Origin of the sequence: uncultured Victivallis sp., assembly GCF_944391105.1 — a bacterium.
GTDB lineage: Bacteria > Verrucomicrobiota > Lentisphaeria > Victivallales > Victivallaceae > Victivallis.
Genome location: NZ_CALXSK010000025.1, coordinates 40,307 through 52,105 on the forward strand (window position 1 = coordinate 40,307; position 11,799 = coordinate 52,105).

Below are 11,799 nucleotides of genomic sequence, written 5' to 3' on the forward strand. Positions count from 1 at the left end.
ACAAATCGTCCGCCTGAGGCGTGCGGTTATGCCGGGACGGGGATTCGCAGATGGAAACAGGCCCCTTCTCCGGGGCGGGTGTCGACGGATACGCTCCCTCCGTGGTGGAGCGCAACGTGTTTGACGATCGCCAGGCCGATGCCGTTGCCGTTCTGCCGGGTGTGGCTGGAAGGAACGCGGTAAAATCGTTTGAAGATGCGGTCGACATGTTCCGGCGCGATGCCGCAGCCGTAATCCCGTACACGGAAATCGAGTGTCTGATCCGGCAGAAGCGTGGCGGAGACCTCGATTTTCGAGGTCCCGCTGTGGAGGATCGCGTTGCGGATCAAATTATTCAGCGCCTGCTGAAGCAGCAGCGCGTCTCCGGGCAGTTCCAGTTCGGGACATGTTCCGGCGACGAGTTCGATTCCGGCGGTTTCCGCATCGGGCTTGCACACTTCGATGGAGCTGCGGATCACCGCCTGCGGCCGGACCGGGAGAAAATCGTTCTCCCCGTCGCGGCGCATGGTTTCGAGCGCGTTCAGCGTAAGAAAGTTCTGGAGCAGCGCGTGCAGCCGTTCCGATTGCAGCGTCAGAGTCCGGATACAGCGGGATTTATACTCCTCGTTGTCGAGCGCGCCGTTGTTGATCGCGTCGACGGCGCCGACGATGCCGGTCAGCGGGGTTTTCATCTCATGCGAGATCGCGGCGATGAATTCCGTGCGGTCCGCTTCGAGTTTGCGGATGTCCGAAAGATCCGTGAGCGTGACGAGGACATACCGGTTCCCCTCCCGCGTGAATGAGACGGCATTGACGAACATCTGCAGCTTTTTTTCTCCGCTCCGGATGCGGAACTCCCCGGAACGGATTCCGGCATCATCCGTGGAGCGGATGAAATCCAGGAGTTCGGGCGGACACTCCGGCGTGCCCGGGGCGGCCGGATCCGCACCGGGGTAGAAGAGCCGGCAGGCGGTCCGGTTGCACCGTTCAACCCGTTCCTCTGCGTTGATGAGCAGAATCGCTTCGGTCAGGGCGTCGAGGATCGCTTTGCGTTCGCTCGCGTCATCGCGCAGGGAGACGATCTGTTTCTTCAGCTGGTCGGTCAGACTTTGCAGGCACAGTGCGATTTCGTGTACGATGCCGTGGCGTGGAACATAGATCGGATATTCGAGTTCTCCGGCCGCGATCTTCGACATGCTCGCGAAAAGCCGGTTCAGCGGCGAACGGACGAGATAGACGAAGTAGGCGATGAGAACCGCCGCAGAGAGAAGTCCGAACACGGTCAGCACAATCATGCTTCGACGGGTCTGCCGCATGAGCATGGTCATGCTGTTGCATTTCGCGGCCATGAGCAGCAGATACTCCTGTCCCCCCACCCGGAAGTGGGCGGAGTGGTAGATCATGAAAGACTGGAGCGGTTCATCATATTTGACGAGAACATCCTCCTGCTCGTTCTGCCGGAAGATTCCGCGCACTTCCGGTGTCCGGAGATGTTCGGCCAGGTAGTCGGGGGAATTTTCCGTTTCGACCACGAGTCCCTTGCCGCGGGCGATGATTTTTGCGACCATCGGATTTGCGCCCCGGCTGCGGAAAAGCCGCCGCAGATTCTCCAGATTGCCTGTTTCGAGCTGCTCCTTGCAGAAGCGGACGAGAAAGTAGTTGTTCCGCCTGGTCTCGTCGGCGACTTCGCGGAAATACGCCTCCTGAAAGTTCGCGAGCTGAATGTCCAGCAGAAAGATCGAAATGACGATGATTCCACCGATCAGCGCCGGAATGAAAAGAAAAACGGAGTCTCGCCGGGCCATTTCACGCCTGCTCCGCTGCAATCCGGTAGCCGACGCCGCGGACGGTCTCGATATGATCGGCCCAGTCGCCGAGCTTTTTGCGCAGATTCACGATGTGCATGTCGATCGCGCGCGCCGTCACCGGATAATTCTCACCCTTGACCTTCTGGATGATCTGGTTGCGGGTGAATACCCGCCCCGGGGTTCCGGCCAGCAGCGCAAGGGTGTTGAATTCGTCCGGCGTCAGGGCGACCGGCTCCGTGTCGATTTTGGCTGAATGAGCCTCGAAATCGATTTCGAGCGCACCAAGCGTCACCGTTCGGCTTTCGATCCGGGGGGTGTTGCGGCCGCGAAGCCGGGCGGCGATGCGGGCCGCGAGAACTTTGCTGCTGTACGGTTTGGAGATGTAGTCGTCCGCACCCATCTCCAGTCCGAGCACGATGTCGTTCTCCTCGCCCTTCGCCGTCAGCATGATGATCGGTATGGAGGAGAGCCCGGGCGTGTTCTTCAAACAGCGGCAGACGGTCAACCCGTCGATCTCCGGCAGCATGACGTCCAGCAGGATCAGGTCGGGAACGATCTTCGCCGCGAGTGCAAGTCCCTCTTTCCCGTCCATCGCGCAGAACACCTGCTGGTATCCGTTCATGTTGAGGTTCATCTTCGTCATGTCGCAGATGGAGGGATCATCCTCGATCATCAGGATTTTCGGATTTGCACTCAAACTGTTCTCCTCTCTTTTTTTTACAAGATAGTTGTCCGGAACGATTTTGTCAAGTCTTCCGGCTCAGAAGCTGCCTTCCGCCGGATCGAACAGTGCGACCAGTACGCTCGCGTAGATCCGGTGGCCGTAGTCGTTCGGATGGTTGACGCCGTTGCCGGTGAGGTCGTAGAAGCTCTTCCGTTCCAGAATCCTGCTCCACACCTTGTGCACATCGGCCAGAGCCGTGTCGCCGGGAGAGCCCGCGACGAATTCCCGGAGGGCGGCGGCGTACTCCGCATCCGGCCCCGGCGGAGTCAGCCGCCATTGCGGATTCCCGCTCATCGAGGCGACGAAGAGATACTCCGTATTGGGCGATGTGCGGCGGCAGCGTTCGCGGATCTCCGCCATGATCCGGATGAATTCCGTTGCGGAGAGGTGCGCGAAATCGTTCATCCCGTAGGCGACGATGAGCAGATCAGGCCGGTCTCCGAGCCAGGAGTCCGCGATGTCGGCCGCCTGGCGACAGCCGGTTCCGCCGATGGCGCGGTTGCGAAGTTCGACCGTCGTCCCGAACCGTTCGGCAAGCTCCCTGCGGACGAGTTCCGGATAGGGGGGCTCAAAAGGGGGAGACCCGACGAAGGCGGTCGCATTGTATCCTTCGCTTATGCTGTCGCCGATGACGGTGATGTTCAGCCGTTCGCGGCGGGCGAGCCGGGCGCGGCAGCGGGGCAGCCGGTCTCTCTGCGGGGCGAGTTCTGAGCGGAAGTCGATTTCGTCGCTGCGGTAGTCGACTTCGATCTGGTGGCGGGCGAAGAAATTCCTCCGGTCGAAGAGGAGGTTGCGCCCGTCGATTCCGCCTTCGATCGCATTGGCGTCCGGCGCGGGGTAAAAACGTGCTTCCGGCTCTGCCGGATGGAGTTCCCGCTCTGTGAGGTGCGGAATCCGGGAGCCGGGTTCCAACTTCAGCGTCCGGCCGTCGGGAGAGAGCGAACAGTCGCATCCAGACTGATATTCGGTCCCGAGAGCGGGGCATGCGATCCGGAGCAGTTCCGAGGCGGGGAACAGCAATCGGACGGAGTCCGTTCCGGCGAACATACAGCTTTCCCGGCGGACGACGCCGGTTTTACGATTCCAGAGAAGAGACATGGCAAAACCTCATGTTTGCATCGGGTTCCGGTGGTGAATTTCAAGGAGTTCGGAGCTCCACAGCGCGCCGTTTGCGTCGCGGCACTGAAAAAAGACAGCCGTAGTGAGCTGCGGGAGTTCCGCGGAGATTTCGTCGCCGTCGGCTTTCGCCGGCAGAGTGTGCCAGCGGCGATCCTGCCACGCTCCGGCGGCCCGGGTGAAGCAGAGTTCCACGGAGCGAATTCCCCGGCCCGCGCGATCGAATCGGACGTGCAGGTTCTCTCCGTCGCGGCTCACCGGCCCGAATGACGGCAAACGTTTGCCTTCGACCGTGGAGCGTGCAAAGTCGAAAATGGTCTTTGAACTCCAGCAGCGGGTGTGGTCGTGCGGATAGTCGATCCGCAGGGAACGACAGACCGTTCCCCGCGATGCCGCACTCGAACGCTGCCAGGCCGGGAGCGGAAAGGCCGAGTCCTCGGCGCCGGTGAGCCACAGGAACGGCATCGCCGCGGCGGAGAGGTGTCGGCCCGGATCCCAGAGTTGAAACCACCTGTCGCGTTGTCTGTCGCTCTCGCCAGTGCCGACGAGCCTGGATTCGGGGAGATTGAAAAATCCGCACCCGTAGACGGGAATTGTAAACCGGAAACGTTCCTCAAGCCCGGCGGCGTTGCAGCCGATCACCGCTCCCCAGGAGATGCCGGTGAGACCGATGTTTCCTGCGTCAACCTCCGGAAACGACGCGAGCAGCGTGCGGGCGAGGAGTGCCGAAGCGACCGCATGAAACATCCACTGTTCCGCGGGAGGCTGCTCCGAGTCGGCCAGATTGCCCCAGCCCGCCGGTCCCGAGTGCGCATGGCGAGGCCACTGCGGGCGACAGTAGGGATTTTCATTCCAGGCGGGGACGCCGCCGCAGGTGTCCATGCTTATGGCGGCGAATCCGTGCGAATTCCAGAGCCGGACCCAGTCGGGAAGGGCGGTCGCTCCGCCGCCGTGGATGAGCACCACGCCCGGAACCGGATGTTCCGGCGAGGCGTTTTCCGGCCGTCCATACCAGGCGAAGATCCGGGTGGCGCGTCCCCCGCAGCAGGGGCCGTCGTAGAAAAACGCTTCAACCCCTTCGGCTTCAAAGCCGGGGGCGGGATGGCGCTTCGGAAGCCGGTGAAAAAGTGTCACGTCGCCAAAGGCGGTGGCGGTCGTCATAATGAAACTCCGGGTTGTTTCGGACTGTGTTTGCAATCAATATAACGCGGCAAACCGCATTTGCAATCCCGGATTCCGCTTTTTCCGGAGAACTCTCAAATCTTCCCGTTGAAAATCGAAAAAAACACGATTTTTTTTGAAAGAACTGTTGTTTTTCACTGGCGAATGTGGTATAATTAAAGTGTATCGAGAATAGACACACCTGAATTTTTTCTCCCTCCGCTTTTTCCAGGCGGCAGGGAAGCGGGCAAAGTGTATCGTTGATAAACACATTGAAGAGTGGTTGGCACGATGTTGGTGGAAAACAAAGGCGATGAATTGTTCCGGCTGTTGCGCCTGCGAATTTCGGCGATGCCGGACGGGGCGGAGTTTCCGTCGGTTCGCCGGCTTATGGAAGAGTACGGAGTCAGTCAGGCGACGGTGACCGCGGGGGTGCGCAAACTGCGTGAACTCGGGTTGATTGAATCGTTCGTCGGGCGGGGGACATTTGTGCGCCGTCCTGCGGCGGAAACCCCGCCGAAAGTTCTGCTGCTGGCGAATGACTGGCCGAGCCGCGGGATTGCCGAGATGATCGAACTTCTGAGGAAGGAGTCGCTGCTTCGCGGAATGTGTTTTGAGTTGCGCCGTTTCAATTTCAAGGAGAACATCTGCGCGAAACTGGATGGATTCGAGGCGGATGCGATTGTGATCGACGGCCTGCCCAACGACTTTCTCTCCCTTGAGCAGATTACGAGGATTCATCGCTGCTGTGTGCCGGTGGTCATCAGCCGTTCCATCGTCCGGGTGGAGGAGATCTGCTACGTGTGCGGCAACAACTCCGAAGCGGGCGCCGTAGCGGCGAACCATCTCTACCAGGCGGGGCATCGGAAACTCGGGGTGCTTTTTTCGGAGCCGCATCTTTTTTCGGTCAGCGAGCTGGTGAATGGGTTTTCGTTGAGCGCGCGGACCAATCTCTGCCGGGTGGAGCTGTTCGACTGCTGCACCGTTTCCGGGGAAAGTTCCTCGGAGAATGCCTACCGGTATGTCCTCGAACATTTCCGAGGCGGAGTGCCGGACATCTCGGCTCTGTTTGTGGTCAGCGATGGAAGTGCGGCCGGGGCGCTTCAGGCTCTCGACGAGCTCGGCATCCGGGTGCCGGAGGATTTGAGCGTGCTCGGATTCGGCAACACCCTCGGGGCGGAGAGCGGGCTGTCCAGTGTTTATACTCCGCGATCCGAAATGGCCTGCAGGATTTTCGATATCATAGAAGACCGTCTGCGGCACCGGAGGAAACTGCCGGGTCACATCGAGGTTTCTCCCGTTGTCGCCGAGCGTACATCCGTAAAGAAATTTTCACCCAAACAAGAGGAAATGGCAATATGAAAATGTTCGGAATGACTGGTGGAACAGGTGTGAGGAAATTTACATTGATCGAATTGCTGGTGGTAATTGCGATCATCGCGATTCTTGCGTCGATGCTGCTGCCTGCATTGAATCAGGCGCGGGAGCGGGCGCGCGGGACGAGCTGCATGAACAACCTCAAGCAGATCGGTCTGGCAGAGACCCAGTACGCCGGGGATTTTAACGACCAGATCGCAGTGGGACGCTCCACCGGAGACTTGGCGTGGCCGCTGAACTGCTGGCAGTACCGGTTGAGAAGCTATATCGGATACGATGGAAAAGTCGGCACGAATGAATACAATTATGCCATCTACGGGCAGCGGCCCGGATGCGTGATGTTCTGTCCTTCGAATCAGCGTGACATTGTTTCCTACCGGACCAACACGTTCGATTATACGACGACCCGTTCCGACGGCGTCAAACTCGGTAAGATCAACAGTATGAACAACGGAGCCTATCGGAATGTCGCACTCTCCCGAATCCTGCTGGCGATCGATGCCGGATACAATGAGGCGGCTCTTCCCAGCAATACCTATTTGTACAATGCCGGAGCGGTGGGAGGAGTGGACAATCTTTCCCCGGTGCGCCACAACAAGCGGGACAATGTGCTTGCAGTTGATATGCATGTGACCACGGTCGGCTATAACGAAGTGGAATATTATTTGACCTTGAAATGAAGGAAAGGTGGAAACTGTCATGAAGAAAAGCGGAATGATTGCGGCGGCGCTGATGCTGGGAGTGTTTTCGGCACAGGCGGACTTCACCCAGGGGTTGCTTGCCCGCTGGAGTTTCAACGACAATTCCAGTGAGGAGAAAGCGCTGACCGACGATGTCGGCGGGCTGGTTCTCAAACGCAGCTCCATCGGCAGCGATCCGAGTTTCAGCTGCAACGCGGATGGTTCCGTGACTCTCGGCGGCGGCGTGATCCTTTTCAGCGACGCGATCAACTCGGCGTCGGAAAAGTTCGCGGGGCTCGCCGAGGGCGGCACGATCTGGTGCCGGATCAAGTATCTGAACGCTCCTGCCAACGAGCCGTTTTTCAGCTTCGGTCTGGTCAATGCGGTCACCCCCGGCGACTGGGCGCAGCTGGTTCTGACGCCGTTCTTCACATCCAAGGGAATCGGTTCACGGGCCAAGGGGCCGGAAAAGCTTGAAACCGGCATGGCGTCCGGCCACCTGCCGGTCACGGTCGGAGAATACGCGAATGTCGCGATCACCTTCAACGGCAAGACGAAGAAAGTGACGCTCTTTGTCGACGGCAAGACTGCGGAGCGCAATTCCCCGATGCCGAAACTCGATGCGTTTCAAAGTCTTATGGTCGGCCGCCTGAAAGCGAGTTCGGCGCAGAAGATGCAGATCGATGAGATCCGCGTCTATGCGTCCCCGCTCTCCGCGGAGTGGATCGATGAGATTGAACCGTTGGAGTCGAAATGAAGCATCTGTGGATTCCTGCTGCGCTTGCGGCGTTATGTGCGTCGGCCGGGGCGGCCGACCGGCTGATTGTGGAGGATTTCTCCGACGTCGGAACCTGGCGGACCAACGGCGTCCGGAATGTGACGCCGGGAAAGTGGTTCGGAGCCGACCTCTGCCTCGGTGGAACGCCGGATGCGTCGCGCGATGACGGTTATGCGGGCAAACTGCTGTTTCACTTCGCCGATCCGGCGCAGAGGAGCGCGCTCGATTTTGTCCGGGCGAAGGCGGGACAGCCGGAGGTGTTTGCCGACGGAGTGGAACTCGACGTCGATCCGCGCGGTGTGACGGGACGTTTCTCGTTTACACTCGAAGACGCCGGGGGAAAACAGTTCCGTACCGGGAGTGCGCCATTTTCCGGGCAGGGGTGGCGTCGCTGCCGCGCCGAGGTCGGGGAGGCCGCGAAGACGCATACCGGCCCCTTTAAACTTGTGAAAGTGCACTTCGAAGCGGAAGGGATTTCCGGCAGCGGTTACATTCTGGTGGATGACATCGCCATGACCGGGGATGTAAGCCGCCGTCGCCGGATTTCGATCCGCCCTGTTCTCTCTTCGCTGGCGACCGAGCCGGGAAAACCGGGGAAAACCTCGTATCGCTTCCGGAACGCCTCCGCGGGGAAGGTCGAAGGAACGGTGCGCTGCCGCCTTCTTGACTGGAAGGACCGGACGGTGATGGACCGGACATTTCCTCTTGCTGTCCCGCCGTTCGGCAGTGCGGTTCTCGACGTGCCGCTTCCGGCGCTTGAGATCGGCTGCTACCCGATGATCATCGAATTCACATCCGGCAAAGTCCGCAGCGACTATACGGACTGGATCGCGGCGTTCCACCCGAACAACGGGCGGAAAAATTCACACCCGATGTGGTTCGGCATCCAGGACACCTCCATCTGGAACTGCGAGGCGGAAAACGCCCTGCATTACGAGTGGATGAAGATGGCCGGGTTCGACATCGAACGGCTCGGCATCACCGGCAACCGCCTCGACAACGGCGAAGTGACGAATTTCGAAGGGTACGAGAAGATCCTCCGGAGCAATCGCGATGCGGGCATGATCGCCTGCGTCTCCTATACCGAAGGAGTGCCTGCCTATACGCAGGAGAAGGAGCTGTGGCGCGGGCTGCCCACGAAGCCGGAGGCGTTCCGGGGCCACATGGACAAGGTGTTCCGCTGTCTGCGGAACTATCCGAATGTCCAGTATTTCGAGTTCTGGAACGAGCCGGACCTCGGATTCCTGATCGGGACGCTTGACGGCTATCTCGACGCGCTGAAGATCGTGCGCGCCGCCCAGAAGGAGAATGCCCCGGAAATCCGGATCGCGACCGGCGGGGTTACAATCATCCATCCGAAGGAGAAGAAGAACTTTTCGCGTGATATGTACTCCCGCGGCAAGGGACTTTACGACGTCGCCTGCTTCCACGCGCACGGAAGCCTCCTGAACTACGTCGAGCGGCAGGAGCTGCTGGAGAAATGGCTCGCGGAAGCCGGAGTCGATCTGCCGGTCTGCAACACGGAGACGGGCGACCGCAGCGGTTACACGGTCGACACGATCAAGCGTCACGCCGTGACGCTCGTCAAGAAGATCGTCTATGCGAAAAGCCGTCATACGGAGTTCTACACCTGGTTCACGCTTCAGGATTACTGGGACATGGATTTCGAAGCGGACGATTCGTTCGGGCTTGTCACGAGCGACAACCGCCCGAAACCGTCGTTCGTCGCCTACAACGAGCTGATCCGCCGGCTCGGGAACACCGGGCAGGGCGAACTTCTCTCCGGCACGGGAGCTCTGGAGATCTACCGGTTCAAGGATGAGAAGGGGAATCGGGAGGTTCTTGCGCTCTGGCCGAAGGTGGCGGGGACCCGCCAGCTCCTTTCGCTGGAGGGTCGCGGCGAAGTTACGGTTGCGGGAATCTTCGGGAAGGAGTCGCGGCTGAATGCGCCGTTTGTGACGATCCCGGTGGAAGACCCGGTTTATGTGAGTTATCCGCTGGGGGGCTTCCGTCTGGCGGCGGCCGTGGCGGAACAGACGCAGGTGACGGGGGCGCGTGCCGGGAGCGAAGTGTCGGTGCCGCTGGCACTTCGGAATCCGTTCTCCGTTCCGGCCCGGGTTGTGGTCGAAGGGAATGCCCCGGTCGAACTTGCCGCCGGAGAGAAACGGGTTCTTTCCATTCCGGTCGCGGTTCCCGCGGATGCGGTGAACGGGATTTTCTCTCTCGACCGGGAGGTGAAACTCAAAGCCGGCAGCGGGAAGCTCTCTTTGACGGTGCCGCTGGCGGTGAATGTCGGTTATCCGGTGGCGGCGGGACGGACTGCGGCAGCGCATATCGTGCTTGACACGCTCGACCGGGTCCATGAGCTGACGTTCGATCCGGCGATTCCGCGCTGGAAGGGGGCGGCGGATCTCTCCTGTGACCTTGCGATGACGCGGGAAAACGGTGCATTGCGGATCGTCGCCCGTGTGACCGACGACCGGCACGTCATGAATTCGAAACCGGAAGAGGGCTGGAGGGATGACAGCATCCAGATCGGCTTCCAGAATCTTGACGGTGCGTTTACGGAGATCACGCTTTCCGGGGAGGATGGCGGGGGAGCTGCTTACGCTTCCGTCGTTCCCGCTCCTGCGTCGGCGGAAGAGTGGAAGGTCCCGGTCAGCGTGAAACGCACCGGAAACGTCACGCTCTATGAGGTTTCGCTGCCGTTGGAGAAACTCGGCATCGCCGACCGTTCCGGCACGCTCTTCCGCTTCTCGTTCCTCGTGAATGAGAACGACGGCCAGGGGCGCGTCCGCTGGATTGAATGGATGGGCGGCATCGGCCGTTCGAAGAATCCGGACGAGTTCGGCTGGGGGGTGCTGCTGTAGCTCTCCCTGAACATCCCGGAAAAAATCTCCCGTTCCGGCGCTCATCCGGGGCGGGAGGTCGGTTTGGAAGGTGAATCTCTTCGCTACGGGGATCGAGGGGTGGCCGGCGGGGCCGTCAAGTTTCGGGCGATTCAAGTTTCATCGCTGAGACCGGCTCCGGGAAAGCGATTTCCCGCAAACCGTTCGACAGCGGGTTTTTCCTTGGAACAATAGCACTGAACCTGGGTTGCAAACAGCCCGGTTTGGTGCTATTTTTTTTCCGTCCGACAGGAGAAAAGAGAAAACTTGGAGGTTCTGAAATTGATTTGCAACAGGAATGCCATGCTGTTGAGGAGAATCGCAGGGGCCGTGTTGATACTGGTTTGTGTGGTTTGCGTTGCTGGAGAACCGCCTTCCCGGGAGGACTCGGCGAAATATGAGGAACTTGCGCAGAGCGGGTATTCCGCGATTCCAGAGCTGATTCGTGCGATGGCGACGGCGGAGACGAATGTTGCGATTTCCAGCCTGGGGGATGCGCTCGCCGCGACTGGCCCGGAGTTCCTGAAACAACCCGAATACGCCGCCGCGATGGCGGAGTTCCGCAAAACCGCGGAGGCCGGCAACGTGATCGCGCAGCGTAATCTGGGATTGGCATACTGCATTGGGGCGGGAGTTCCGCAGGATGACGCGGAGGCCGCGCAGTGGTTTCGGAAAGCGGCGGAGCAGGGAGACGCGCAGGGGCAATATCACCTGGGCGTGATGTATGACAACGGCGAAGGCGTTCCGCAGGATCACGTGGAGGCCGCGAAATGGTATCGTCTGGCCGCGGATCAGGGATTTGCGTGGGCTCAGAACAATCTCGGCGCAGCCTACGAACATGGCGAGGGGGTAGAACGGGATCTTGAGAAGGCGGTGAAGTACTATCGCCTTGCAGCGGAGCAGGGGGACTCTCTCGCGCAATGCAATCTGGGTCTGGCCTATGAGAACGGCGAGGGGGTGGAACAGGATTTCGCGGAGGCCGCGAAATGGTATCGTCTGGCGGCGGAGCAGGGAGACGCGCAGGGGCAGTACTTTCTCGGGGTGATGTACGACAACGGTCGTGGCGTGCCGCAGGATTTCGCGGAGGCGGTGAGGTACTATCGCCTTGCGGCGGAGCAGGGGTTTGCGGATGCCCAGTACAATCTTGCCGTGTCATATGACGTGGGCGAGGGAGTCGACGAGAATGATGTCGAGGCGGTGAAGTACTATCGCCTCGCAGCGGAACAGGAACACTCGTCCGCGCAGTACAATCTCGGCGTGATGTATGAGAACGGCGAGGGGGTGAAAC

At 60.2% G+C, this 11,799-nt stretch carries 8 protein-coding genes and 1 pseudogene; 5 read left to right on the top strand and 4 right to left on the bottom strand.

The genetic code is table 11. The annotated features are described in order from the left end of the window. Window positions 1-26: 26 nt before the first annotated feature. From Q0K10_RS09160 to Q0K10_RS09175, 4 genes are all read right to left on the bottom strand, one after another. Window positions 27-1,784 carry an ATP-binding protein gene (locus tag Q0K10_RS09160; RefSeq protein WP_294506158.1) on the bottom strand — a complete coding sequence of 586 codons (1,758 nt, stop codon included), beginning with the start codon at window positions 1,782-1,784 and terminating at the stop codon, window positions 27-29. Window position 1,785: 1 nt separating this feature from the next. After that, a complete protein-coding gene (locus Q0K10_RS09165) occupies window positions 1,786-2,484 on the bottom strand; it encodes a response regulator transcription factor (RefSeq protein WP_294506160.1) in 699 nt (232 codons plus the stop codon). Between the two features lie 63 nt (window positions 2,485-2,547). After that, window positions 2,548-3,609, bottom strand: coding sequence for an SGNH/GDSL hydrolase family protein (locus tag Q0K10_RS09170; RefSeq protein WP_294506162.1), 1,062 nt, complete (start codon window positions 3,607-3,609; stop codon window positions 2,548-2,550). Window positions 3,610-3,618: 9 nt separating this feature from the next. After that, window positions 3,619-4,788: an acetylxylan esterase gene (locus Q0K10_RS09175; protein WP_294506164.1), complete on the bottom strand. Its 1,170-nt coding sequence runs from the start codon at window positions 4,786-4,788 to the stop codon at window positions 3,619-3,621. 291 nt (window positions 4,789-5,079) lie between these two features. Here Q0K10_RS09175 and Q0K10_RS09180 point away from each other — a divergent pair, with 291 nt between their 5' ends. From Q0K10_RS09180 to Q0K10_RS09200, 5 genes and pseudogenes are all read left to right on the top strand, one after another. Further along, window positions 5,080-6,150 (top strand): substrate-binding domain-containing protein, encoded by a 1,071-nt coding sequence (locus tag Q0K10_RS09180; RefSeq protein ID WP_294506166.1) that lies wholly within the window; start codon window positions 5,080-5,082, stop codon window positions 6,148-6,150. 11 nt (window positions 6,151-6,161) lie between these two features. Next, window positions 6,162-6,359, top strand: a pseudogene (locus Q0K10_RS15610) (DUF1559 domain-containing protein); the annotation flags it as partial. Between the two features lie 505 nt (window positions 6,360-6,864). After that, complete coding sequence (locus tag Q0K10_RS09190) at window positions 6,865-7,602, top strand: LamG-like jellyroll fold domain-containing protein (RefSeq protein ID WP_294506169.1); 738 nt, start codon at window positions 6,865-6,867, stop codon at window positions 7,600-7,602. Then, window positions 7,599-10,493, top strand: a complete 2,895-nt coding sequence (locus tag Q0K10_RS09195) for a hypothetical protein (RefSeq protein WP_294506171.1) — start codon at window positions 7,599-7,601, stop codon at window positions 10,491-10,493. Before Q0K10_RS09190 ends, Q0K10_RS09195 begins: the two co-directional genes overlap by 4 nt. Before the next feature lie 348 nt (window positions 10,494-10,841). Beyond that, window positions 10,842-11,799: tetratricopeptide repeat protein (locus Q0K10_RS09200; RefSeq protein WP_294506173.1), on the top strand; the 958-nt coding region annotated here is incomplete at its 3' end.